Source organism: Aquimarina latercula DSM 2041, from assembly GCF_000430645.1.
Taxonomy (GTDB): Bacteria; Bacteroidota; Bacteroidia; order Flavobacteriales; family Flavobacteriaceae; genus Aquimarina; species Aquimarina latercula.
On sequence record NZ_KE387185.1, the window covers coordinates 1,364,829 to 1,391,064 of the forward strand.

The following is a 26,236-nucleotide window of genomic DNA, read 5'->3' on the forward strand; positions in this document are numbered from 1 at the left end:
TACCTTCCTCTTTATTTTTATTTACTTCATATTACGGTTCAATAGTTTAGGAAGAATAAAAAGACTAATTTTGCACAAATTTTAGAATTCAGGATAATGAGCAATATAGTGGCAATTGTAGGGCGACCTAATGTAGGAAAATCTACTTTTTTTAATAGACTGATCCAGAGAAGAGAAGCAATCGTAGATGCGGTTAGCGGCGTTACTCGAGATCGTCACTATGGTAAAAGTGATTGGAATGGTAAAGAGTTCTCACTTATAGATACAGGTGGTTATGTAGTAGGAAGTGATGATATTTTTGAGGCTGAAATTGATAAACAGGTTGAGCTAGCTATTGATGAAGCGGATGCAATCATTTTTATGGTAGACGTGGAGTCAGGTGTAACAGGTATGGATGAAGAAGTTGCTAATTTGCTTCGTAAAGTTGATAAGCCAGTTTTTTTAGCAGTGAATAAGGTAGATAATGGTAAGAGAGCTGAAAATGCTGTAGAGTTTTATAGTCTGGGTCTTGGAGAGTATTATACGATTGCTAGCATTAATGGAAGCGGTACAGGAGAATTGTTAGATGCTTTGGTAGAGGCCCTGCCAGAACAGGAAGAAGAAGAAGTTTCGGAATTACCGCGTTTTGCAGTAGTAGGAAGACCTAATGCAGGAAAATCATCTTTTATTAATGCGCTTATTGGCGAGGATCGATACATCGTTACAGATATTGCAGGAACCACTAGAGATGCCATTGATACTAAATATAATCGTTTTGGTTTTGAGTTTAACTTAGTAGATACTGCTGGAATAAGGCGTAAATCTAAGGTCAAAGAAGATTTAGAGTTTTATTCTGTTATGAGATCCGTTCGTGCTATAGAACATAGTGACGTATGTTTATTACTAGTGGATGCTACTCGCGGATTTGATGCTCAGGTTCAAAATATATTTTGGTTAGCAGAACGTAACCGCAAGGGTATTGTGATTTTAGTGAATAAGTGGGATTTAATCGAAAATAAAGAAAGTAATACTTTAAAAGATTTTGAGAAGTACATCCGTAAGCAGATAGAGCCTTTTACAGATGTACCTATTGTTTTTATTTCAGCATTAACTAAACAAAGGCTTTTCAAAGCTATAGAGACTGCTGTAGATGTATATAAAAATCGTTCTAAAAAGATCAAAACGAGTGTAATGAATGATACAATGCTTCCTATTATAGAGAGGAATCCACCTCCAGCATATAAGGGAAAGTATGTAAAAATAAAGTATTGCATGCAGTTACCTACACCTCAACCACAATTTGCGTTTTTCTGTAATTTGCCTCAATATATTCGAGAACCATATAAACGATTTTTGGAAAATAAACTGCGTAAAGAGTTTGATTTTCATGGAGTGCCCGTAGCGGTTTATTTTAGAAAGAAGTAAAGTTCTGAATATGAAAAAACCTCTTTTGATAATACTATTGTTGCTAATATTTATAATTTCAGGGATTAGTTTTCTTGTGGTTAAGAGTAGTAGAGATGTTGTTTCTGCATTCGGTAAAATGGATGAAGCTTTGCAACAAAAGAATTATTCAGTTCAAAAAAACAATGATTCTTTATTAGCATTAATAGAGAATGAAGAACTTTTGGTTAAAGCATTACGTGTAGATTCTATAACAACTAGTTTTAAAGAATATATAGAGTCCATAAAACAGGAGATGTTAGGTGAAAAGGACCCTCAGAATTATGAACTAATGGGGGAACCAAATACTATTTTTTTTACGGGAAACGGTTTTTCAGAAAAAGGGAAAGAGTTTGTTGAGAAAATAGATCAACTTAGAGAAACACTTTTGATAATGGCAGAAACATCTGAATTAAAATCCGAAATAACTAATGCTTTAAGTACTGGACAAGTGCGTGATAGAGATGGTAGAAGAAGGGATTGGTTAATGTTTAATTTTAAGGATTTTCCGTTAGTAGCAAGTATAACAAAACTCACACAAATGCAATCTGATGTTACTTCGATTGAGTCAAGTATATTTCTAGGTTATATAGAGAAATAAAGTACTTTCGTAGTATGAAAAATTAAAGTTGTTCCTTAATCTTTAATAATTGACCTCTAATAGATTCCAGCTTCCTAATAATATCAAAGCTGTCTAAAGCTTCTTGTTTTTGTTCTTTTAGATGAATTTTGGCCCCTTCTAGGGTAAACCCGCGTTCTTTTACTAAATGATAAATCAGTTCTAGGTTTTTGATGTCTTCTGGAGTGAATTTTCTATTTCCTTTAGCGTTCTTTTTTGGCTTAAGGATGTCAAATTCTTTTTCCCAAAAACGAATCAGAGAAGCATTCACGTCAAATGCATCGGCTACTTCGCCAATACCATAGTACATTTTTTTCGGTAAGTCAACATACATAGTTAATTCTCGTTTTTTTGAGTAAAAGTTCCATCTTGTTCAAAAACCAAATTACTTTCAGGAAAATCTTCGCCAGTTAATTTTTTAATTTCCTTTAAAGCTCTTTTCTTATCATCCATAAAAGGATATATCTCATCAATCTGTTTTGCAGAATGCAGTTTTCCTTTTATGAAATTACCTTTAGGGTCTACTTCAATTTCAGCAATAGGTGCATATCCCTTTATTCCAGTTAGATTAAATCTAGAGTAGGTGCAAAAATTACCTAAACTATAAGCAATGAACTTATTGTTATATACTTCAAACGCTCTTGATACATGCGGTCCATGTCCAAGAATAATATCTGCTCCAGCATCTATTAAAGTATGTGCAAAAAGATATACATTACCTCGATCTTCACCATAAAAACGTTCAGTTTTTCTTGTTACGTGTGTGTGATCAGCTCCTTCTGCTCCTCCGTGAAAAGAAACAATTACAATGTCTACTTTCTCCTTTAGTTCCTTAACAATTCTTTTTGCTTTGGTTAAGTTATGAATTTTTACGCAATCTTTATTTGGGGCAAAGGCACAAAATCCATACGTGATTCCATTTTTTTCGAATATAGTAGATTCTTGTGCAAAAATACCGGCATATGCAATGTTATGTTTTTCGAGAGTTTTGGCTGTGTTTTTAATGCCAATGGCTCCAAAATCACCAATATGATTATTTGCAATACTCATTACATCAAAACCTGTTTCTTCTAGATATTTACCAAAATACTCCGGAGAACGAAAGGAGTAACATTTAGAAGGGTCAGAACATCGTTTCGCATTTTCTCCAACATCAGTAAGTGTGCCTTCTAAGTTTCCGAAAAGAATATCTGCTTGTTGTAAAACAATATTAACATCATCAAATGGACCTTTATCTTTTGGTGGTAAATAACTTTCGTTAGGAAAATTAGTTCCCATCATAATATCTCCAACCGCCATTAGCTTAATGCTTTTGGGGGTTGAAAGTTTTTCCATTTCTAGTTTGAAATCCTCAACGATAGTAATCATTGAGTCAATAGTTTCTTTAGAAAATTTCTGTGCTTGTATACTAAAATTAAAACCAATTAAAAATACAAGAAGAAGTGCTTTGCGCATAGGAATTAATCTAGAGTTTCATTAATTAAAGAAGAAGCTTTTAGCATTTCATTAAATTCTTCAGAAGTTAAACTTCCATAATAAAAATTACGTGGATTAATACGTTCTCCATCTTTAAATATTTCGTAATGAAGATGAGGAGCTACCGATCTACCCGTACTTCCTACATAACCAATAACATCACCACGCTTTACTTTTTGACCCTTTTTAACATTGTACTTGCTAAGATGTGCATAGAGACTTACATAATTAAAGCCATGGTCTATCCTAATATGTTTACCATAACCGCTAGAATTTGCATCAGCTCTTGTTACTGTTCCATTCCCAGATGCATATATTGGTGTTCCTGTGGCGGCAGAAAAATCCATTCCGTAATGAAATTTTCTAGCCTTAGTAAAAGGATCACTTCTCCATCCATATCCAGATGCCATTCTTTTTAAATCAGAATTTTGAATTGGTTGGATTGCTGGAATTGTTGATAGTAATTCTTCTTTTTGCTCTGCTAAATTTTTAATTTCATCTAATGAAATAGATTGCACAGCTATTTGTTTTGTAAGCTTGTCTATTTGTTTTTGACTTTCGATAATCATTTCAGAATTATCATAACCTTCATAGCCTTTATATCTATTAACACCTCCATAACCAGCACCTCTCACTTCTTCAGGAATTGGTGGCGCACCAAAGTATAATCTGTAAATATTATCATCTCTTTCAGCAATTTCGGCAAGAACAGCGTGATCTTTTTTTAACTGTTTGTTCATAAGCTCATACTGCAGCTTCATATTATCCAGTTCCCTTTTGTAAGCCTTTTCTTTTGGAGTTTCTAGTTGAGGAATGTTTAGATAGATTAATAAAAGCACAAAACCAGCCAAAAAAGCACCAAGAATTCCTAAAATGGCGAAACCAAATTTACGTCCTTTCTTTTGCTCAATTCTACGATAAGATAGCGTCTCGCTATCGTAGTAATATTTAACCTTTGACATAATCTAAAATATACTATTTTTGCAGGATATTAGCCAAAAATAGGCTTGTTTATACTTTGAGGCGAGAACAAATATAATAAATTGTCACAAAGTCCAGAAAAAACTGACAAATATCGATAGCACATCTTTAGGTTGCTTGCGGTAATTAATTGATTATAAAGAAAATATAAAAAAATGAAATCCCAAGACATCAGAAACCAATTTTTAGCGTTTTTTGAATCCAAAAAACACAGTATAGTGCCTTCTGCGCCTATGGTTATTAAGGACGATCCTACTTTGATGTTCACCAATGCCGGGATGAATCAATTTAAAGAATACTTTCTAGGAAATGGAATTCCTAAGAATAATCGGTTGACCGATACTCAAAAATGCCTTAGAGTTAGTGGTAAGCATAATGATCTAGAAGAAGTAGGGATGGATACGTATCATCATACCATGTTCGAGATGTTAGGGAATTGGAGCTTTGGTGATTATTTTAAGAAAGAGGCAATCGAGTGGGCTTGGGAATTGTTAACCGAGGTTTACGGTATAGATAAAAACATTCTATATGTTTCAGTTTTTGAAGGAGCAAAAGATGAAAATCTAGAGATGGACCAAGAAGCGTATAATTTATGGAAAAAAATTGTTCCAGAAGATCGTATTATCATGGGAAATAAAAAAGATAATTTCTGGGAAATGGGAGATCAAGGGCCTTGTGGACCATGTTCAGAAATTCATGTAGATCTAAGATCGGAAGAAGAAAAAGCTAAAATACCGGGTCGTGATTTGGTAAATCAAGATGATCCATTAGTGGTAGAAATATGGAATCTCGTATTTATGCAATTTAATCGTAAAGCTGATAGTTCTTTAGAAAAATTACCAGCACAACATGTGGATACGGGAATGGGGTTTGAAAGATTGTGTATGGCTTTACAAGGTGTAAAATCTAACTATGACACTGATGTATTTACACCTTTAATTAGGGAAATAGAAACGATTACAAATGCTGCATATGATAAAGATAGTTTACCAACAGATGAGAATGGTAAAGTTAGTGTAGCAATTCGGGTGATTGCAGATCATCTTAGAGCAGTATCATTTTCTATAGCGGATGGGCAATTGCCAAGTAATACTGGAGCTGGATATGTAATACGTAGGATTTTAAGAAGAGCAATTAGATATGGTTTTACGTTTTTAAATACAAAAGAACCTTTTATATATAAGCTGGTAGATACACTTAGTGGTCAAATGGGTGGAGCTTTTCCAGAATTAAAATCCCAGAAAAACCTAATTGTAAATGTTATTAAAGAAGAAGAGAATTCATTTTTAAGAACATTAGATCAAGGGCTAGTATTGCTTGATAATGTAATTAAAGGTACCAAGGGTAAAGTAGTTTCTGGAGAAAAAGTTTTTGAATTGTATGATACTTTTGGTTTTCCAGAAGATCTTACAGCATTGATATTATCTGAGCAAGGATATGAGTATGAAGAAGATGTGTTTAAAGCTGAGTTGCAGAAACAAAAAGATCGTTCTAGAGCAGCTTCTGAGGTAAAAGCTGGAGATTGGGAAATATTAATTCCTGGTGCTGCAGAAGAATTTATCGGATATGATCATACTTCGGGAGAAACGAGAATTTCTCGTTACCGAAAAGTAAATAGTAAAAAAGATGGAGAATTATATCAGTTAGTTCTAGATAAGACCCCTTTTTATCCAGAAGGTGGAGGGCAAGTTGGTGACAAAGGATATTTAGAAGTAGCTAATGGGGATGTGGTTTATATTGTTGATACTAAAAAAGAAAACAATTTAATCATTCATTTTGCAAAAACGTTACCAAAGCATATTAATGAAACCCATAAGGCTGTTGTAGATGTTAAACAGCGATCTAGAACAGCATCTAATCATACAGCAACTCATTTATTACATCAAGCGTTGCGTACCATTCTTGGTACGCATGTAGAACAAAAAGGTTCTATGGTGCATAGTGGAAATTTAAGATTTGATTTTTCTCATTTTTCAAAAGTTTCTTCTGATGAATTACAACAAGTAGAGGATTTTGTAAATGCTAGAATAAGAGAGGCGTTGCCATTAGAAGAAAAGCGCAATATATCATACGATCAGGCTATTGCAGAAGGAGCGATTGCTTTATTTGGAGAGAAATATGGAGATGATGTTAGGGCAATACGCTTTGGAGAATCTATGGAGTTATGTGGAGGAATTCATGTCCAAAACACAAGTGATATATGGCATTTTAAAATAACATCCGAAAGTGCAGTTGCAGCTGGGATAAGAAGAGTTGAAGCGATCACTAGTGATGCTGCAAAGGATTATTTTACAAATCAATCTGAAGCATTTTCGGAAGTAAAAGCAATTTTGAAAAACCCTAAAGATCCTATTAAAGCAATAACTAATTTACAGGATGAGAATGCGAATCTTAAAAAGCAAATAGAAGTATTATTGAAAGATAAGGCTAAAAACCTAAAAGGAGATCTTAAATCAGAATTTGAAGAAATAAATGGAATTCAATTTTTAGGTAAAAAAGTAGATCTTGACCCAGCAGGAATAAAAGATTTATCTTTTGAGCTAGGAGGAGAAATAGAAAATGCTTTTATGATCTTTGGAGCAGATAATAATGGTAAAGCATTATTGTCGTGCTACATTTCTAAAAACTTAGTAGAAGAAAAAGGATTGAATGCTGGTCAAGTAGTTCGTGAGCTTGGAAAGTATATCCAAGGTGGAGGAGGTGGGCAACCATTTTTTGCCACTGCAGGAGGTAAAAATCCAAAAGGAATTGAGGAAGCTTTAGAAAAAGCAAAACAATATGTTTAATTAAAAACCAATACCCCTCTTACCAATTAAGGTGAGAGTTGGTACTATGTATGAATTTACAAACCAAAATACCCTTAAAGCCTCAGCAACCGAAGATTGATTATAACTCAGAGTTATTGTTGATAGGATCTTGTTTTGCTGAAAATATTGGAGAAAAATTTTCATACTTTAAATATAAATCTTTAGTAAATCCTTTCGGAATACTTTTTCATCCCAAAGCAATTGAAACTTTTCTATGGATGGCTACTCAACGAGAGTCGTATACAGAAACGGATTTGTTTTATCATAATGAACAGTGGCATTGTTTTGACGCGCATTCTAGATTAAGTCATTCGGATAAGGAGTATTTGTTACAATCTCTAAATGGAGCATTAGAACAGACGTATATGAAGATTCAATCGGCAACTCATATATATATTACTTTGGGCACAGCTTGGGTCTATCGTTTACAATCGCTGGATATGGTGGTGGCAAACTGTCATAAAGTATCTCAAAAGGAGTTTAGTAAAGAGCTCCTGTCTGTAGAAGAAGTAACTCAATGTTTGTTAAACAGTGTTGGATTAATAAAAAGCCTGAATCCTAATGTAAAAGTGATATTTACCGTTTCTCCGGTAAGACATAGTAAAGATGGTTTTGTAGAAAATAATCTTAGTAAATCACATTTAATCGCTGGGATTCATCAGGTAATAAAAAACGATACTACAGCTGTTTATTTTCCTTCTTATGAAATAATGATGGATGAGTTAAGGGATTATAGGTTTTATAATGCAGATATGATTCATCCAAGTGATGTAACAATTGACTATATATGGGAATACTTTAAACAAACTTGGATTTCTAATGAAGCACTAATTGTTATGAACAAAGTTAAAGAAGTGCAAAGTGCCATATCACATAGACCTTTTAATCCGAATAGTCAGCAACATCAGCAATTTCTTGAGAGACTAGAACAGAAAAAAAAAGAAATTCAAAAAGAATATGCTTTTATTACATTCTGATCTTCAGGATATTGAATAATTAACAAAGAGGTTTTTAATTAAAGAAACCAGATAGTAAATGTAAACTACCAGCTATTACTCCTGCTCCGAACGAGTCAGAATTTAATGGATTATCCCAAGATTGGTTTTGTAATGAGATGTTTGCTACTGGATCAAATAGGGATTTATGAGTGAATGCATTGTTTCTTACTACTAAATAAGGGCGAGTTCTGGAAATTCCAAAAGAAGGATAGTCCGTAAATCGAGAAATTCCAAAAAACAACCTGTAATCATTACTTTTATTATTAATTCCGGGTAAATGATAGCTTTTAGTGATTTCCACTGGAATAGAGTCTATGATCAACGTCTTAGGGGACTTTTTCTTACTTAAAGACGGAGACTTTATTGATTGAGAATATATTACGCCAAAACCCATAAAAAGAATAACAGAAAGTAAAATTTTAAAATTCTTCATAATTAGCAAACTGATTTACTTCATTGCATCAAAAAACATTCCATAAATATACGTTTTAAAATGTTAACCTATTGATTGTTAGTCTCACTAATGTGTGGGATAGATATATGTATAGAAAACTTTATTGTGAGGTTTTTTTACGTGAGATCGGGTTATAACTATAAAAGTTATGCCCGATCTTTATTTAGTTATTCCTTCTTAATTCTTCTTCTAACAAAACAATTTTAGTTTCCAAGTCATGTAAACGATCGTAAACATCAACAGGTTCAGGCATTTGTTTAGAAGCAAACATAGTGACATACCAGGCTTCCATGATTTCTTCAGAATTTATAGTATATGTGGGGTAATTGCCATCTTTATTGTCAGATTTTAGAATAAGCTTACCTCGTTCTTCAATTCTATTGATAATTCGTTTTAAAACAATACCATCATTTTTACTAACGATTACGTAGATCCTTCCATCTTTTATGTCATTTAGGTCTTCTACATATTTTCCAAAAACAAGATCTCCATCAAAAAATGTTCTGACCATAGAATTACCTTGTACTTCGAAACATCTAAAAGTGCCGTTACTCAGATGAGGCATATTGAATGTAGGAAGAGTTTCTATATATTCTGTGTCACCATAACCATCTAGGTATCCCGCTCTTGCTTTTATGGGGACATAAACTACATTTTCATCTCCTTCTTGATTTACAGCGACTACTTGTGGGATTCCACCATATGTTGTAGTTTCCTCTTTTTTGTTTATTAATATATTGCTGCTTTTTCCAAAAAGATATTCTGGGTTAATAGAGAATTCATTAATAATGCGTTCTAGTAAATCGTAACCAGGTTTGGTCCTTTTTCTAGAGCCATCTGGTTGGAGTCTTCCTGTAGTAATACTATCTATTGTAGTACTGGTGACTCCTATTTTTTTAGCGAAAGAATGATTGTTTAAACTAAAAAAATCTATTATTTCCCTAATTTTTTCATCAATTGCTATCATTATGTTGATTTTTTAATTTAAAACTTCTAAAATAAATAAATTCAAACAAAATACATAAAACATCTGTATTTTGTTGGTAATTTCTGTAAAATGTTGTATATTTGTGCTATAATTAGTTGCTAAAATAGGAAAAATTATTCATAATCAAACATTTGTGTTAATTCTATTGCAACATTTTCGGGTAACATAGCATAAGACGTCGTGCTAGAGTCACTTTAGAAGGATAACTATTCAAACTTTTGTTTGAATAAGGTGGTGTTTTTATGTTTAATTTAAAATTAAATGGCTTATGCAGCGAAGTAAACTGTTATTAGAAAAGCGTAAACAGTTTGTTCAGAATTATGTCGAAAGCAATTCGGAAAAACAAATGAAGGTTATTGTAGAAGAGTTGATAGAACAACTTTTTATTTCAGAAAAAACAATTTATAATATTCTAAAAAACTAAGGATGAGTCGTGATATTAAGAACTTATAATGCAGATTTAAGATTAGATTATTTCCAAAATTATATAAATAATGCTTTTGTAAGAAGGTTCGTTTTAGGTTTATAGAAAATCAAAATAAGGACTGGTTTAGGATATTTTTTACTAGTTAATCTATTGATAAACTGGAGTATTACAAAGGGGAAAAGATCTGATTTTGCATCACTGTTTTGATGTTTTTTAACTTATCTTTATAATTATTAAAACCAATTTAACTATAAAGACTGCTTATAACCAAAGTATGTCTTACACAAACACTCTTAAAACCATGAAGAACAAACGAATACTTGCCTTATGGGTCTGTCTGATCCTAGGTGTGTCGCTATTTGCGCAGAAAACTCAAAAAGAACAGGCAATTGAGTATATAAACCTCAAAGGAGAGGTGATATTCGATATTAAGATAGAAAGCCCGTCTCAGCTACAAACCTTTACAAAAGGATTATCCATTGTCCATTATGATCAGGTGACAGGTGTTGTAAAGTTAATGGCTAATAAGTCTCAATTTGATGAATTTCTAGATAAGGAGATTCCTTTTACTACAACCGAAGATGATAATATCATCGGGTATAGAACAATGACATCGGATCTTTCTATTAAAGCTGCAACATTTCCTTTAACTGCTTACCCAACATATGCTGATTATGTGAGTATGATGAATGATTTTGCTACCAATAACCCAACGATATGTCAAATCCAAAATATTGGCGCCACCACAGAAGGGGATAAAGCATTGCTTTTTGTGAAATTGTCTGATAATGTAGGTGCAAATGAACAAGAGCCACGTGTTATGTATACGTCTTCTATGCACGGAGATGAGATTGCTGGATATCCAATGATGCTTAATCTTATTGATTTTTTATTAACTGCTTATAATGATACCTCTCATCCAAGGCATGTAGAAATTAAGCAGCTTTTGGATAATAATGAAGTATGGATTAATCCATTAGCGAATCCTGATGGAACGTATAGAAATAGTGCTAGTAATACATCGGTAGCTAATGCTACTCGTGGTAATGCTAACAATGTAGATCTTAATCGTAATTACCCTGATCCAGATGATGGAGCGAATCCTGACGGAAATAGTTATCAAATAGAAACACAACATTTTATGAATTTTGCTGCATCAACACACTTCGTACTGTCAGCTAACTTTCATGGCGGTATTGAGTTGATTAATTATCCTTGGGATACTTATGCTGGAGCGCATCCTGATGAGGATTATTTTGTTCATGTTTCCGAAGAATATAGAGATTTCTGTCAGCAGAATAGTCCAAGTGGATATTTTGATGCCTTAAATAATGGAGTTACTAATGGATATGATTGGTATGAGGTACAAGGAGGAAGACAGGATTATCAAATACATTTTCATAAAGGGAGAGAAGTAACTGTAGAGCTTTCTAACGCAAAAACTCCTCCTGCAAATCAATTAGTGAATTTCTGGAATTATAATCAAGAAGCACTTATTGGTTTTTTAAAACAAGTAAATTATGGAATACGTGGTATTGTTACTGATGCTGCAACGAATCAACCTATAGATGCAAAAGTGACTGTTGTTGGGAAAGAGGCGTATGAAACATGGACACCTACCGAATTGCCAGAAGGGGATTATTATAGACCAATTAAAGCAGGAACGTATACCGTTCTTTATGAAGCAGAATGTTATGAGTCAAAAACTATAACAGGTGTCGTAATTGCAGATGGTCAATCGGTAATACAAGATGTTCAACTTACCCCATTAGTAGCAACTGCTCCAACAGGATTAACGGTTTCTTCTGTGCAATCGACTAGTGCTGATTTAAATTGGTCAGGTAGTGTCGGAGCTAGTTTTGATCTTCGGTATAGGGAGATAGGCGCTGTTAATTGGACGGTAGTTTCAGTAAATACTAGTACGACTAGTATTTCCGGTTTAATGGTCGATACTGATTACGAAGCTCAGGTTCGTAGTATATGTACAGCAACAATTGTTTCTCCCTATAGTGATTCTGTATCCTTTACTACAACTACTACACCTGCTTGCACTGGGATTACTATATTTCCATATGCAGAAGGTTTTGAGTCGAATATTGGACTATGGACGAATAATACTAATGATGATATTAATTGGACTCGAGATAGTAATGGAACACCTTCTAGTGGAACAGGACCATCTTCTGCTCAAGAAGGCTCATTTTATATGTTTATAGAAGCTTCAGGAAATGGTACTGGATATCCTGGGAAAATAGCGTTATTTGATAGTCCTTGTGTCGACCTTTCGGTATTAACGGGTGCAACGTTAGAGTTTGGATATCATATGAATGGGACTAATATGGGATCTTTAGAAGTTTTGGTTAGTAACAATGATGGATCAAGTTATGCATCGATTTGGAGTAAGAGTGGAAGTCAAGGAGATCAATGGAATCAGGTCTCATTAGATATTTCTGCATATGCTGGTTCGGTGATGCAGCTCAGGTTTAAGGGAACTACGGGAAATGGATTTCGAAGTGATATAGCTATTGATGATTTAAAAATTATTTCCACAACACCTGATTCTCAAGCTCCGTCAACACCGACGAATCTAATTGCGTCTAATATTACAGGAACTACTGTGGATTTATCTTGGAATGCATCTACTGATGACATAGGTGTTTCTGAATATGAAGTATATCAAGGAGCAACTTTAATAGGAACTTCGGCAGCTACGAATACTACTATTGGTGGATTAAACCCAGATTCAGAATATACTTTTGTGGTGATAGCAAAAGATGCTGCTGGGAATAGTTCTTCTGCAAGTGATTCTGTGACTTTTACCACAACTGGTGTTGTAATTACATATTGTAATAGTCAAGGTACTAATGTAAATGATGAATATATTGATTATGTAGGTATAGGAGGTATAGATAATGTTTCTGCTGCAACGAGCGGATATACGGATTACACAAGCCAAACTGGTGCTGTGTCTTATGGACAAAATACTATTGTGTTAAGTCTTAATTATACAGGGACAGTATATACAGAATATTGGAATGTTTGGATTGATTATAATAAAAATGGAGCTTTTGAGAGTTCGGAGTTAATAGTTTCCGAATCTACACGTAGTGATGCAAATCAATCATATGATTTTACGATACCTTCTAGTGCATTGTCAGGAGCAACAAGAATGCGAGTAACTTTAAAGTATAATGCAACAGCTACACCTTGTGAGACTTTTACATATGGAGAAGTAGAAGATTATACTATAAATATTGGAGGAGCTACTGCTTCCCGAGAAAGTAATGTTTTAAGTTTTGGGACGAATGAAAAATTACAGTTATATCCTAACCCCGTTAGCAAAGGAGTTTTATTTGTTAGAGGAGTTTCTGATGAAGAGTCAAAAGTTACTATTTATAATTATGCCGGACAGAAAGTAATAAATACTAAAATCATTAATGGTAATATTGATGTAAGTAGTTTGTCTAGTGGATTATATCTTTTACAATTAGGGAACAATGATCATAAAAGAATGAAAAGATTTATAGTTCAATAAATATAGTTTTGAAATAACAAAATATAAAATTATAAGAAGGTTAAATCAAGAGGTTTTCCTCCGAAAGTTTAGCCTTCTTTTTTACTCCCGTAGTTGCAGTATTTGCCAATAAAAAACCTTTAGAAATCTTTACTGTTTTCGTATATTTATATATGCTTTTCAACGCGCTGTATGTATTGGTTTTATTGTAAAATCTATGACAAAAGTGTGCAAATGGTTTACTGTAATTATGTGCAAAAAAGAAAAAAATTCTGGGTTCCTGCAGGTTCATAATTAAGCCTTGGAATTTTAACTTTTAGTACTCTTAATCAAGCTCTAGATGATGATTTAAATTCAAGAAAAAGTCTGAGAAATTTAGTTATATGGATAAAGGTTTTTTCGAATAAAGTAATTCTTGTAGAGGTAATCAAATTTTTTTAACGTATGAATATTTTAGAAATGGCGCTATCTCAGTATGGCGTTACAGAGATTAATGGTTCTAAAGATCACCCACAGATCGTTTCTTATTTTAATGAAATTGGTTTTGACGGTCCCCAATTACGTAATGACACTGCTTGGTGCAGTGCATTTGCTAATTGGGTAGCAAAAAAGACTGGATATTCCTATTCAGGACAGCTTAATGCTCGTAGTTGGCTTAATGTAGGTGAATCTACAGATACACCGACTGCTGGTGATATAGTGGTTTTGTGGAAAGAAAAGCCGTGCAGTAGAAAAGGTCATGTAGGTTTTTTTATTAAAGAAACTAGAGGGTTTGTATACGTTCTGGGAGGAAATCAAGATAATAGAGTATGTATAAGAGCATATCCTAAAAATCGAGTATTAGATTACAAAAAATTAATGAAACATGGATAAAATTATAAGTATGGTATTTTGGTTGCTTACGATTCTTTCACCAGTTAATGGAGTAATGATGACAATGGTCTTCCTTATTTTGGTAGACTTTATTACAGGTTCGTATGCGGCTTATAAAAATAAAATCCCAATAAGTAGCGAACGAATTGGGAATACGATCTCTAAGTTTTTTATATATAACTTAGTAATTCTAGCATCGTTCTTATTAGAAGAGTATATTGTAAATGAGGTTCCCTTTCTTAAGATAATAGCAGGTTTTGTTGCTATTACAGAGATAAAATCTATTTTAGAAAATTTTAATAAAATTTATGGTCTTGACCTTTTTAGAGCTTTAGTAAGTTTATTAAAGTCCGGAGACCTTTCAGATACAATACGAGCTATCTCAAAAGAGGGAAAAAAGTAATTAAATAAAAAACTGGTATATTCTGATTATTTCTTCATCAAAATTACAACAACCGCTATTTTGATAATATCGTGATAAACGAATGCTTGGGTAATGTCAAAATCAAGAAATAATCAGAGTATATCTTATTTACTAGACTAAAAGTAAAACTTTAAAGTTAAGCTATTAAAGTCTTTTGGTTAATAATTTTAATCCCGCTATCTATTAGGTGTCTTATTTCTGTCTTTTTTGTTTTAATATGATCTAAATGATTTAATATTTCAGTTGCAAATTTAGGTTCTCTGTCATGAACTAATTCGTAAATCTCAATAGATAATAACCAATCCTCTGAATGATCTTTTTTTATAATGTCAAATACCGATTCTAGGGAAAATTTAGAATTTTCTCCATTTCGTATATTTTTAACCGCTTGATATAAGGAATGTAATTCTTGCTCTTTTGTAGAGTATGTTCGTTTTATTGTATTCATATCTGGGTTATGAGTAATCATGTCAAATGAGTAATCATCAGCAGGTCCAGAGAATGCTGAAAGAATCTCTTTTCCTACAGCTAAATCAAATGTCCCCCATTCAGGTTTAAACAAATATTCATTTTGATATTTAATAGTACATTCTTTAAACTGAATTAAAATAAGTTCTCCTTTAATGTTTCTCATTCCGGTAATATTTATTCCTGCAATTGTAATCCCACTTTCGAACTCAAATTCTATATATTCTCCATCATAGAAATTATAGGCTTTTAAATCTCTCGGTGACATGTTTTCAATAGCTAAATTGATACCTTTAAGTTTACCAAGAGGTGATCTAAAACCATTAGGGTGTATGTCAATACCTTGGCCAATTAATTCTTTTTCTCTAAACGAAAGTGCAGTAGGACCTTCAGTTTCAAAATAAATTACTTCATTATCTTCGTTTTTGATCATTCTTGTAAAAACGCCAGAAATTTGTAAACCAGTACTTAATTCTATAGTTCCTAAATTCTGAGACTCAATAAGTTTGGCTAGTCCACGATGCCCTCCTTTTCTTAAAGCCATGGTATCCGCAAATTCTTCTAATACCTGACATAGATAGGCAAAATCTGGAGTGACGAATAATTGGGGTTGAGGTTTTGTAATATCAAAATCACGGAACGCAGCATCAGGTGTGTAAGAAAGTTTTTCTACATTATCAGTCATGCACCATTCGCTTTCTCCAATAGAGGAGAGTAATCCTGCGCCATAAATTTTAGGATCCTCTACAGTGCCAATAAGACCGTATTCCACTGTCCACCAATGTAGATTACGAATTAAAGCCATTTCCGAAGGCTCTGATTTTTGATTTTGTAGTTCATTTACTCTGTTTTCAGCGTCTTTAATAGCTTCTGGATCGGTATCTGGTGATTCTTTAAGAATTGACAATGTCCGCACTGCATCATACATATCGTAGTCTCTCTTAGAGGAAATAGCTTTGCAGCCAATTTTTCCAAATCGTCGCAAATATTCGGCATAATCTGGATTAGCAATAATGGGAGCATGTCCTGCTGCTTCATGGATAATATCTGGAGCAGGAGTATATTCTATGTTTTCTAACTGTCTTATATCAGATGCTATAACTAGTATGTTATATGCTTGAAATTCCATAAAAGCATTGGGAGGAATAAATCCGTCTACAGCAACTGCTGCCCAGCCAATTTCTTTTAGGATTCTATTCATGCCATACATACTTGGAATTTCATCGATAGAAATTCCTGTTTTTTCTAACCCTTTTAAATAAGATTTATGAGCCACTTTGCTTAATGAAACTATGTTTTTTCGCATCACATATCTCCAGACGGCTTGATCAATAGCAGTGTATTCATCGTAATTCTGAGGTTTGATAAATTGCTTGAGGTGTGGGGGTAACCTGTCAAGTAATGGATTGGATTCTATTTGTGATGACATTTTTAAATCAAATTTTGATGCTAAATTCTACAAGCCGAAAAGTACTAGTTTTAATGCTAAGATTAGAATTAATTAACTAATTTTGTTTAGATAGTGTAGGGTTTTAAGCAGATATGTTGTTATTATTACAAGTGATTTTGAGATCTTTATCTCGTCTAAAGTAATACATCTTAAAATCATAACAATTTAATGGATTAGACAAATATTATGAAAAAATTTATTTCTTATGTTCTTATATTGTTTTTTAATGCTGCCATTTTTGGTCAAGTAACTAATGAACTTCCTAAGAGTTTAGATGTTAATCTAGTTAAAACAATAAATGAGGTTAAAGTACCATCAGTTAGAATGCCGTATTTTGATTTCCAAAAATTAAAAGAAGAAGATAAAATCAATGATAAGGACAAGTCGAAAGTGTATAGGTTTGGTCATGAGTTTAAAGTAGATCTTGGGATTACAAATGCTGGATTATGGACGGATTTGCCTAATGGCGATAGAATATGGAGAATAAATGTTATCTCTGAAGGTGCAAACACACTAAATTTTGTTTTTAATTCTTTTAGATTGCCAAAAGGAGGTAAAGTGTATTTGTATAATGAGGAGAAAACATTTCATTTAGGAGCCTATACGGATAAGATGAATAATCCTGATGAAACAATTGGTACGTGGCTTGCTGATGGAGAAAGTATTATAGTCGAGTATTATGAGCCTAAGGCAGTTAAAGGAGAAGGGAAGTTAAATATAGGTTCTGTTGTACATGGATATAGAAGTGTTAGTAATTACAAAGCGTATCAAAAGGGTTTAAATACATCCGGTGATTGTAATCAGGATGTAAATTGCCCTGTAGGATCAGATTTTGATAATATAAAAGATATCATCAAAAAAGCTGTAGGAATTACTCTTGTTGGAAATAGTGGATTTTGTTCTGGAACTTTAATTAATAACACTAGTAATGATAAAGCTCCTTATTTTCTTACGGCAAATCATTGTGGAACAGCCAATGCCAATTGGGCATTTCGATTTAATTGGATAAGTACAAATGCGGTTTGTGCAACTTCCGACAATAGTACCGACAATGGTCCATCTAATTATTTTCAAACAACTAGTGGCGCTATTTCTAGAGCTAGTAACCCAGAATCTGATGTGCAACTTGTAGAAATTACAGGTGGTTTGGATGAAGACTGGGATATTGATTGGGCAGGTTGGGATAGAACGGGTAATACTCCAAGTTTTGTTGTTGGGATTCATCATCCTGATGGAGATATCATGAAAGTGTGTAGAGAAAATATAAGCCCTACTATCGCTGATAATATAAATATTGGAGGAATACCAGATCCTGTTGATACTTGGAGAGTAGATGATTGGGATTTGGGAGTTACAGAAGGAGGATCTTCTGGGTCTGCTATTTTTGATCCTTCGGGTCGAATTGTGGGACAGCTTGCTGGAGGAGGTGCTGCCTGTTTTGGAACTAATGATAATGGTGCGCCTGATTTTTATGGAAGATTTAGTATTTCTTGGGATTTTGGAACTACGGATAGTACTAGGTTGTCCAACTGGCTTGATCCAGAAAATACTGGGAGGACAACACTTAATGCACTTTCGCAAGGGGATGACCCAGGAGATGGTGGTGGAGAAACTTCAGAAGAAATAGTTCTTTTTCCTAATCCAACAGAAGGTGTATTGATGATTTCTGATGGAGATGAAAGTGAATTCAGTTATATGGTTTTTGATATATTTGGTCAATTAGTTTTAGAAGGACAAGTTAACGATAATAGGGAAATAGACTTATCTTCAATGTCTTCGGGAATGTACTTTGTGTGTATGGAAAATCTTTCAGTCGGAGGTAGCTTTACTAAAAAAGTGATAGTACGATAATAGTATTAAAAGGTTTTTTTTGCTACAATAATTTTTTGATCATTTTGATTAATTAAATGAAGAGTATTTCCATCTAGTTTTGGGTTTTTCTCATCAGAGAAGATCTTAAAAAAATCTTTTTCAACAGCACTAGTTTCTTCACAATGTATTTTAGTACCAATTGGAAAACTAGTTGTTAGAGAATTTCCCTCCACATTGTAATTGCAAGAGTAGGAATTACATCCAGCAAAACCAGAAAGCGTCTTTTTAGAAGGGTTAAAAATTAAAGTTAGTTTGTATTCAGAGACATCATTTCCGTAAAGTGATGTTACGGCATATGTACCTTCGAGTTCTGATTGTGTGACTGCTTTAGTATCATTAGAATTAACAGCGTTTATAGTGTTACAGTTGCCAAATAATAATAAAGAAATTAAAAATAAACCTGCATATTTCATAGTAATTTATATTTCGTGTAAAATATCAAAGAGATGTAGTAATGTTTCCAATATAACAAATTTATTATATTTTTAGTCTTTAATCTCTAAAGAAGGTTTTTGTTAGAGTTTAATGTTTTTATCAATAAGTAAACCCCATTTCCAATGAAACAAGAAAGTAGAAAACAAGAAATTGTAAACGCTGCAGCCATTCTTTTTAAAGAAAAAGGATATAGCGCGGTTACAATGAGAGATTTGGCAACCGCTATGGGGATCAAAGCTGCTAGTTTGTATAATCATATCCAATCCAAACAAGAAATTTTATCTACAATTATTATTGAACTTGCAGAAGAATTTACTACAGGAATGAACCTTATAGTAAAATCTGATCAAAATGCTATTCAGAAGTTAGAAAACATAATAAGTCTTCATATCGATGTTACTTTAAGAAATGCTGATGGGTTGGCATCACTTAATAATGATTGGATGCATTTAGAAGAAGATAATCTTTTGTCATTTGAAAAAATGCGAAATGATTATGAGGAAAATTTTAGACGAATAGTGAAAAAGGGAGTGGATGCAAAAGAGATTAAATCCAACAATATTGAAATTATAGTATTCTCTACTTTATCTACCTTAAGAACTCTTTATTTATGGTATCCGAAGCAAAAAAATATTGATGCTGGGATACTAAAAAAAGATATGATTGAAGTATTACTAAAAGGTGTAGTTTAAAATTAACTGTTAATTAATTGCTTATCAAACTAACAATTGTTAGTTTTGTTATACTATAACGTTATAGTATAATATTTCATGAGTGATTTTCATACCATAAAAATAGCTGAGGTTCTTAAAGAAACTAAGGACTGTACTTCAATAACTTTTGACATTCCTCAAAGTTTAAAGGAGGAATTTGCATATAAACAAGGTCAGTATTTAACTTTAAGAACCGAATTAGATGGGCAAGATGTAAGGCGTAACTATTCCTTATGCTCAAGTCCTATTGATGATGAGTGGAAAGTTGCTGTTAAAAGAATAGAGGGAGGCCTTTTTTCCAATTATGCTTGTAATGTTTTAAAAGCTGGAGATGAATTAGAAGTCTTGCCTCCCAATGGGAGTTTTTTTACAGACGTAGATACAACAAGATCTAAGAATTATATTGTTTTCGCTGCAGGTAGTGGGATTACTCCAATTCTTTCGATCATAAAAACTCATTTAGCTTTAGAACCCGATAGTACATTCAAGTTATTTTACTTGAATCGAACTGTTAAATCTATTATCTTTAAAGAAGAGATAGAAGCATTGAGAAACACTTATTTTGGAAGGTTTGAGATATTTTATTTTCTAACAAAAGAGCATAGGGATATTCCTTTGTTAAATGGAAGATTTACCTCGGATAAGTTAAAAGAACTTACTAATAAGATTATTAATGTTCCTGAAGTAGATGAGTGTTTTATTTGTGGTCCAGAAGAGATGATTTTTCTTATTAGAGATGAATTAGTTGATGCGGGACTATCTAAGGATAATATTCATTACGAGTTGTTTTTTTCAGGAGCTTCAGAAGAAGATAAGAAACAAGCTGCAATTGCTGTAGAACATAAGTTCGAGGGGACTGAAGTTACAATAATTGATGGTGGAAAAGAATTCCATTTCGGAATGGATGATGAATATGATAATATTCTAGATGGAGCATTGGCTGCTGGAGCCGACCTTCCATTTGCTTGTAAAGGTGGTGTTTGTAGTACTTGTAAATGTAAATTGATAGAAGGAGAAGTAGCAATGAAAATAAATTATGCACTCGAAGAAGATGAAGTGGCAAAGGGCTTAGTGTTATCTTGTCAAGCAGTGCCAACTACAGAAAAGGTAGTAGTTGATTTTGATGTGTAATCAGGATATTTTGTAGTTCTGATAAGAAAACTGAACTTGGTTTCAGAATAATAAAACTCCAATGTTATGAGTGAAAAAGAAATAAAAAATCTGGAAGAACTTTTTGACCAAAGAATTGCCAGAGATGAAAAAATCGAACCTAAAGATTGGATGCCAGAAAAGTATCGAAAGACTCATATAAGGCAGATATCGCAACATGCACATTCGGAAATAGTAGGAATGCTACCAGAAGGTAACTGGATATCTAGAGCTCCTTCTATGAGACGTAAAGTAGCATTATTAGCTAAAGTACAGGATGAAGCTGGACATGGATTATACTTATATAGTGCTTGTGAAACTTTAGGGATTTCTAGAGAGGAATTATACGAGCAATTACACTCTGGAAAAGCTAAATATTCTAGTATTTTCAATTATCCTACATTAACTTGGGCAGATATAGGTGCAATAGGATGGTTGGTTGATGGTGCAGCAATAATTAATCAAGTACCGCTTTGTAGTACTTCATATGGTCCTTATGCAAGAGCCATGATTCGTGTTTGTAAAGAAGAAAGTTTCCATCAACGTCAAGGATATGAAATTATGATGACATTGGCTAAAGGAACACCAGAACAAAAAGAATTAGCTCAGGATGCTTTAAATAGATGGTGGTGGCCATCTCTTATGATGCTTGGTCCTACCGATGCAGAATCTGTACATACAGAACAATCCATGAAATGGAAGTTAAAAAGAAAAACAAATGATGAACTACGTCAGCAATTTATAGATCAAACTGTTCCTCAGGCAGACCTTATTGGTTTAACGGTACCGGATCCAGATTTAAAATGGAATGAGAAAACTAAGCATTATGATTTTGGAGAAATTGATTGGGATGAGTTTTGGCAGGTAGTTAAAGGTCACGGACCTTGTAATAAAGAAAGGTTGTCAGCTAGAGTCAATGCTTGGGAAGAAGGAGAATGGGTACGTGATGCTGCTATGGCTTATGCAGAAAAACAACAGAATAATAAAATAAAGAAAGCAATTTAATAAATACCTTATTAACTCACTTCTTTCTTTTTTGAGAATTAATGAGAATAAGGGCTTAATGATTATGAAAAAAAATTGGCCACTTTGGGAAGTCTTTGTAAGAAGTAAAAATGGATTAGAACACCGACATTTCGGGAGTTTACATGCTGCTGATGAGGAAATGGCATTAGAAAATGCTAGAGATGTATATACTCGTAGAAGCGAAGGAGTTAGTATATGGGTTGTAGAATCTAAACATATAACTGCTTCTAATCCAGAGAATAATGGAGAGTTGTTCGAGCCTGCTCAGGATAAAGTATATAGGCATCCTACATTTTATACATTGCCGGATGAGGTAAAGCATATGTAATGCATAAAAGGCAATAGTATATCTGTAAAATGGCAATTTGCTTAATTAATGCGATTTTTTAAAATGGAAAAAGAAAATTTAATACAATATATCTACGGAATTGCGGATAATGCTCTAATCTTAGGACAACGACTTTCTGAATTATGTGGCCATGGGCCAAATTTAGAGACAGATATTGCATGTACTAATATAGCATTAGACTTATTAGGACAAACACGTAGTTATTATCAATACGCTGCACAACTTTCTGGAGATAAGGTAACAGAAGACGATATTGCTTTTTTGAGAACAGAAAGACAATATAAAAATGTACTACTAGTAGAGCAACCAAATGTTAATTTTGGATATGTTATCACTCGTCAGTTTTTTTACGATGTTTTTCATTTGTTACTACTACAAGAGTTACAAAAAAGTAAAGATGAAACACTTTCTGCGATAGCTAAAAAATCGATAAAAGAAGTTAGTTATCATCAACGTTTTTCGTCGGACTGGATCAAAAGATTGGGGGATGGAACAGAGGTTAGTAGAAATAAGGTTCAAGAGGCGGTGAATGATCTTTGGAAGTTTACTGATGAATTATTTCATATGACAGAAGATGATAAAAAGATGCTTGAAAATGAAGTTGGAGTGGATGTTAGTCTTTTAAAAGAAAAATACTACCAGGTTATAAACGAAATTTTAGAAGAAGCAACTTTAGTGATTCCTGAACTAAAATGGTTTAGAAAAGGAGGCAAAGAAGGAATTCATAGTGAACATATGGGATATCTTCTTTCAGATCTTCAGTATATGCAGAGAACTTACCCAAATATGAAGTGGTGATGATATATTAGACATCATTCAAACGATTTATCAAAAGGGTTGTTTTTCAAGAGTAATATTAAAAGTAATATGACAATCACATTAGAACAACATATTGATCCAAAATTATACGAGATTCTACAGAAAGTTAGTGATCCAGAGATTCCCGTATTATCTATTATGGATATGGGAGTGGTAAGATCTGCCAAAATCGTTGATGATACTGTGTATGTTAATATTACTCCCACATATAGTGGGTGCCCAGCAATGGATGTTATAGGAGATGATATTGTAAGTGCTTTTCAAAAAGAACGGATGGATGCTAAGGTGTCATTAGTACTCTCTCCTGCCTGGACTACAGATTGGATAACACCTAGAGGACGAAAAGCCCTTGAGGATTATGGGATTGCTGCTCCTTTAGAAGAAGAAGCTGATAAAGAAGTTTTATTAGGGAATAAGCGAATAGTAAAATGTCCTCAATGTGGATCTAATAATACCAAGATGATAAGCCAGTTTGGATCTACTGCTTGTAAAGCTTTGTTTCAGTGTGATGATTGTTTAGAACCTTTTGATTATTTCAAATGTCTTAAATAATATGCTAGGATTAAGAACAACTATATATAAAGTAACTGATTTAGAAAAAGCTAAAGAATGGTATGCTAAAGCTTTTGATACAAAACAATATTTTGATGAACCCTTTTACGTAGGTTTCAATATTGGAGGATATGAATTAGGGTTGTTACCAGAAGAGGATGTAGTAGAAAACAAAACCGATAATGTGCTTTCTTATTGGGGAGTGAATGATATTCATAAAACCTATGAGAAACTTCTAAAGTTAGGAGCTATAGAACACGAAAAACCAACTAATGTTGGAGGAGAATTAATGGTTGCTTCGGTAAAAGATCCTTGGAGCAATGTTATCGGAATTATATACAATCCGCAGTTTAAATTAATAGAAAAATAATTCCTTAGAGAAGTTGTAGTATTTAAGGTAATAAAAACATAAAGTGTGAACTCAATAGAATTAAAAATAGAAAATAATATAGCTAAGATAACTTTAAACCGTCCTGAAACTTTTAATAGTTTCGATAGAGAAATGGCATTAAGACTTCAGGATACTTTAGATACTTGTGAAGCTAACGATGAGGTCAGAGCGATACTGTTAATTGGTAATGGTAAAGCGTTTTGTGCGGGTCAGGATTTAAATGAAGTTACCTCTCCGGAACTAAACCCAGGATTCAGAAAAATATTAGAAGAACATTATAATCCAATAGTACAGAGAATACGAAATATAGAAAAACCAGTTATTGCAGCCGTTAATGGAGTTGCTGCTGGAGCAGGAGCAAATATTGCTTTGGCTTGCGATATTGTTGTAGCATCAGAAGTAGCAAGTTTTATTCAGGCTTTCAGTAAAATTGGTTTAATTCCTGATAGTGCAGGGACTTTTTTCTTACCAAGGTTGATTGGTTTTCAAAAAGCTTCAGCCCTAATGATGTTGGGTGATAAAGTGAGTGCAGAGCAAGCCGAAGATTTAGGAATGTTATATAAGGTATTTCCAGTTGACACTTTTGAAGATCAAGTTCTTAAACTAGCAAGTAAAGTTGCGCAAATGCCAACTAAGGCTTTAGGGCTTACCAAAAGATTATTAAATCAATCGATGGTAAATACATTAGATCAGCAATTAGCGATGGAGTCTGATCTACAAATAGAAGCAGCTGAAAGTAATGATTATGCAGAAGGAGTAAATGCTTTTATAGAAAAAAGAAAACCTGTTTTTAAAGGAAATTAAGATATGGTGGTAGGAGTTATAGGGTCCGGAACAATGGGTAGTGGGATAGCGCAAGTTGCCGCAACAGCCGGATGCAAAGTAAAAGTGTTTGACACAAAACAAGAAGCACTTGATAAAAGTCAAAAAGCTTTGGAAAAAATTCTTTCTCGTTTAATTGAAAAAGGAAGGATTGATAAAGAAGAAAAGGATCGGATTCAAACAAATATTACATATGTAAACGAGCTAAAAGAGTTGAGTGATGCCAATCTAACTATAGAGGCTATCATCGAAGATTTATCAATTAAGCAACGTGTGTTTTCTGAATTAGAAACCTATGTTTCTGATGATACTATTATAGCATCAAATACATCTTCATTATCTATAGCTTCTATAGCTTCTTCGTTAAAAAGACCTGAACGTTGTATCGGAATTCATTTCTTTAATCCTGCTCCCTTAATGAAATTAGTAGAGGTGATACCGGCTGTACAAACGTCGGATGCCGTAATAAATGAAGTGACTGATACTATTAGGGATTGGAAAAAAGTAGTAGCCATTGCTAAGGATACTCCTGGTTTTATTGTGAATCGTGTAGCGAGACCTTTTTATGGAGAATCACTTCGTATTTATGAAGAAGGACTGGCAGACCTAGCAACCATAGATAGTAGCTTAAAGGAATTGGGAGGTTTTAGAATGGGACCTTTTGAATTGATGGATTTTATAGGGAATGATGTTAATTATACGGTAACTGAAACCGTATTCAAAGCATTTTACTACGACCCTAGATACAAACCATCCTTTACTCAAAAAAGACTGTCAGAAGCAGGATACCTTGGAAGAAAATCTGGTAAAGGATACTATAATTATGATGAACAAGGAAAAATAACATCTCCGAATATTGGTAGTTCAGTTACTCCCAACGGAGCTGAAAAGTTATCCAAAGAAGAACTCTCACAGTATATATTTAATCGTGTATTAGTGATGTTGATTAATGAAGCTGCAGATGCACTATTTTGGAATATCGCTTCTCCAGAAGATATTGATAATGCAATGACTAAAGGTGTTAACTACCCTAAGGGTTTACTTGCTTGGGCCGATAAAAAAGGAATTGACTGGTGTGTAAACAAACTTGATAAATTATATGATGAATACCGAGAAGATAGGTATCGATGTAGCCCATTATTAAGAAGAATGGATAGAGAGAATAGAACATTTTTTCCAGTTAATTAATTAGAAAAAGATCTAAGAT

The 26,236-nt window shown here is 33.4% G+C and carries 25 protein-coding genes; 18 read left to right on the forward strand and 7 right to left on the reverse strand.

What is annotated here, in order from left to right:
- Nucleotides 1–96: 96 nt before the first annotated feature.
- Entirely contained in the window at nt 97–1,404 is a 1,308-nt protein-coding gene (gene der, locus H526_RS0123825) for a ribosome biogenesis GTPase Der (RefSeq protein WP_027395255.1), read from the forward strand.
- A 10-nt stretch (nt 1,405–1,414) separates the two neighbouring features.
- Nucleotides 1,415–2,023 carry a hypothetical protein gene (locus H526_RS0123830; RefSeq protein ID WP_027395256.1) on the forward strand — a complete coding sequence of 203 codons (609 nt, stop codon included), beginning with the start codon at nt 1,415–1,417 and terminating at the stop codon, nt 2,021–2,023.
- 22 nt (nt 2,024–2,045) lie between these two features.
- Here H526_RS0123830 and H526_RS0123835 read toward each other — a convergent pair whose 3' ends face one another.
- The 3 genes from H526_RS0123835 to H526_RS0123845 are packed head-to-tail and all read right to left on the reverse strand — an operon-like array spanning nt 2,046 to nt 4,479.
- Nucleotides 2,046–2,375, reverse strand: a complete 330-nt coding sequence (locus H526_RS0123835) for a MerR family transcriptional regulator (RefSeq protein ID WP_027395257.1) — start codon at nt 2,373–2,375, stop codon at nt 2,046–2,048.
- Nucleotides 2,376–2,377: 2 nt separating this feature from the next.
- Entirely contained in the window at nt 2,378–3,496 is a 1,119-nt protein-coding gene (locus tag H526_RS0123840) for a CapA family protein (RefSeq protein WP_027395258.1), read from the reverse strand.
- A 5-nt stretch (nt 3,497–3,501) separates the two neighbouring features.
- The gene (locus H526_RS0123845) at nt 3,502–4,479 is read right to left on the reverse strand and encodes a M23 family metallopeptidase (RefSeq protein WP_027395259.1); all 978 of its coding nucleotides are present in this window, start codon (nt 4,477–4,479) and stop codon (nt 3,502–3,504) included.
- A gap of 174 nt (nt 4,480–4,653) precedes the next feature.
- Here H526_RS0123845 and alaS point away from each other — a divergent pair, with 174 nt between their 5' ends.
- Both alaS and H526_RS0123855 read left to right on the forward strand, forming a co-directional pair.
- Nucleotides 4,654–7,284, forward strand: a complete 2,631-nt coding sequence (gene alaS, locus H526_RS0123850; protein WP_027395260.1) for an alanine--tRNA ligase — start codon at nt 4,654–4,656, stop codon at nt 7,282–7,284.
- Nucleotides 7,285–7,334: 50 nt separating this feature from the next.
- On the forward strand, nt 7,335–8,282 hold the full coding sequence (locus tag H526_RS0123855; protein WP_027395261.1) for a GSCFA domain-containing protein: 948 nt from the start codon (nt 7,335–7,337) through the stop codon (nt 8,280–8,282).
- Nucleotides 8,283–8,316: 34 nt separating this feature from the next.
- On the opposite strand, the gene H526_RS0123860 is transcribed toward H526_RS0123855, so the two are convergent.
- Both H526_RS0123860 and H526_RS0123865 read right to left on the reverse strand, forming a co-directional pair.
- Nucleotides 8,317–8,736: a hypothetical protein gene (locus tag H526_RS0123860; protein WP_027395262.1), complete on the reverse strand. Its 420-nt coding sequence runs from the start codon at nt 8,734–8,736 to the stop codon at nt 8,317–8,319.
- 184 nt (nt 8,737–8,920) lie between these two features.
- On the reverse strand, nt 8,921–9,724 hold the full coding sequence (locus H526_RS0123865) for a S24 family peptidase (protein WP_027395263.1): 804 nt from the start codon (nt 9,722–9,724) through the stop codon (nt 8,921–8,923).
- Nucleotides 9,725–10,013: 289 nt separating this feature from the next.
- Between H526_RS0123865 and H526_RS31960 the strand changes: the two genes are divergently transcribed.
- The 4 genes from H526_RS31960 (at nt 10,014) to H526_RS0123885 (ending at nt 14,962) form a co-directional block, all read left to right on the forward strand.
- On the forward strand, nt 10,014–10,169 hold the full coding sequence (locus tag H526_RS31960) for a hypothetical protein (RefSeq protein WP_155839766.1): 156 nt from the start codon (nt 10,014–10,016) through the stop codon (nt 10,167–10,169).
- Nucleotides 10,170–10,473: 304 nt separating this feature from the next.
- Nucleotides 10,474–13,707, forward strand: coding sequence for a M14 family zinc carboxypeptidase (locus H526_RS31235; RefSeq protein ID WP_051336314.1), 3,234 nt, complete (start codon nt 10,474–10,476; stop codon nt 13,705–13,707).
- Nucleotides 13,708–14,130: 423 nt separating this feature from the next.
- Complete coding sequence (locus H526_RS0123880; RefSeq protein ID WP_027395264.1) at nt 14,131–14,559, forward strand: TIGR02594 family protein; 429 nt, start codon at nt 14,131–14,133, stop codon at nt 14,557–14,559.
- A complete protein-coding gene (locus H526_RS0123885) occupies nt 14,552–14,962 on the forward strand; it encodes a phage holin family protein (RefSeq protein WP_027395265.1) in 411 nt (136 codons plus the stop codon). Before H526_RS0123880 ends, H526_RS0123885 begins: the two co-directional genes overlap by 8 nt.
- Before the next feature lie 157 nt (nt 14,963–15,119).
- Here the strand turns inward: H526_RS0123885 and H526_RS0123890 are convergent, their stop codons facing one another.
- On the reverse strand, nt 15,120–16,880 hold the full coding sequence (locus H526_RS0123890) for an aromatic amino acid hydroxylase (RefSeq protein WP_027395266.1): 1,761 nt from the start codon (nt 16,878–16,880) through the stop codon (nt 15,120–15,122).
- A gap of 207 nt (nt 16,881–17,087) precedes the next feature.
- On the opposite strand from H526_RS0123890, the gene H526_RS30055 reads away from it, so the two are divergent.
- Nucleotides 17,088–18,752, forward strand: a complete 1,665-nt coding sequence (locus tag H526_RS30055; protein WP_051336315.1) for a T9SS type A sorting domain-containing protein — start codon at nt 17,088–17,090, stop codon at nt 18,750–18,752.
- Nucleotides 18,753–18,757: 5 nt separating this feature from the next.
- Here H526_RS30055 and H526_RS0123900 read toward each other — a convergent pair whose 3' ends face one another.
- Nucleotides 18,758–19,186 carry an META domain-containing protein gene (locus H526_RS0123900; RefSeq protein ID WP_027395267.1) on the reverse strand — a complete coding sequence of 143 codons (429 nt, stop codon included), beginning with the start codon at nt 19,184–19,186 and terminating at the stop codon, nt 18,758–18,760.
- Nucleotides 19,187–19,330: 144 nt separating this feature from the next.
- On the opposite strand from H526_RS0123900, the gene H526_RS0123905 reads away from it, so the two are divergent.
- From H526_RS0123905 to H526_RS0123945, 9 genes are all read left to right on the forward strand, one after another.
- Entirely contained in the window at nt 19,331–19,900 is a 570-nt protein-coding gene (locus tag H526_RS0123905) for a TetR/AcrR family transcriptional regulator (protein WP_027395268.1), read from the forward strand.
- A gap of 78 nt (nt 19,901–19,978) precedes the next feature.
- Nucleotides 19,979–21,052 carry a 1,2-phenylacetyl-CoA epoxidase subunit PaaE gene (paaE, locus tag H526_RS0123910; protein ID WP_027395269.1) on the forward strand — a complete coding sequence of 358 codons (1,074 nt, stop codon included), beginning with the start codon at nt 19,979–19,981 and terminating at the stop codon, nt 21,050–21,052.
- A gap of 66 nt (nt 21,053–21,118) precedes the next feature.
- The gene (gene paaA / locus H526_RS0123915; protein ID WP_027395270.1) at nt 21,119–22,075 is read left to right on the forward strand and encodes a 1,2-phenylacetyl-CoA epoxidase subunit PaaA; all 957 of its coding nucleotides are present in this window, start codon (nt 21,119–21,121) and stop codon (nt 22,073–22,075) included.
- A 64-nt stretch (nt 22,076–22,139) separates the two neighbouring features.
- Nucleotides 22,140–22,424, forward strand: coding sequence for a 1,2-phenylacetyl-CoA epoxidase subunit PaaB (gene paaB / locus H526_RS0123920; RefSeq protein WP_027395271.1), 285 nt, complete (start codon nt 22,140–22,142; stop codon nt 22,422–22,424).
- Between the two features lie 63 nt (nt 22,425–22,487).
- Entirely contained in the window at nt 22,488–23,243 is a 756-nt protein-coding gene (gene paaC / locus H526_RS0123925) for a 1,2-phenylacetyl-CoA epoxidase subunit PaaC (protein ID WP_027395272.1), read from the forward strand.
- Between the two features lie 69 nt (nt 23,244–23,312).
- The gene (gene paaD / locus H526_RS0123930; RefSeq protein WP_027395273.1) at nt 23,313–23,816 is read left to right on the forward strand and encodes a 1,2-phenylacetyl-CoA epoxidase subunit PaaD; all 504 of its coding nucleotides are present in this window, start codon (nt 23,313–23,315) and stop codon (nt 23,814–23,816) included.
- 1 nt (nt 23,817) lies between these two features.
- The gene (locus H526_RS0123935; protein ID WP_035086333.1) at nt 23,818–24,186 is read left to right on the forward strand and encodes a VOC family protein; all 369 of its coding nucleotides are present in this window, start codon (nt 23,818–23,820) and stop codon (nt 24,184–24,186) included.
- A gap of 45 nt (nt 24,187–24,231) precedes the next feature.
- Nucleotides 24,232–25,011 carry an enoyl-CoA hydratase-related protein gene (locus H526_RS0123940; RefSeq protein ID WP_027395275.1) on the forward strand — a complete coding sequence of 260 codons (780 nt, stop codon included), beginning with the start codon at nt 24,232–24,234 and terminating at the stop codon, nt 25,009–25,011.
- 3 nt (nt 25,012–25,014) lie between these two features.
- The gene (locus tag H526_RS0123945; protein WP_027395276.1) at nt 25,015–26,217 is read left to right on the forward strand and encodes a 3-hydroxyacyl-CoA dehydrogenase NAD-binding domain-containing protein; all 1,203 of its coding nucleotides are present in this window, start codon (nt 25,015–25,017) and stop codon (nt 26,215–26,217) included.
- The last annotated feature ends 19 nt before the right edge of the window (nt 26,218–26,236 follow it).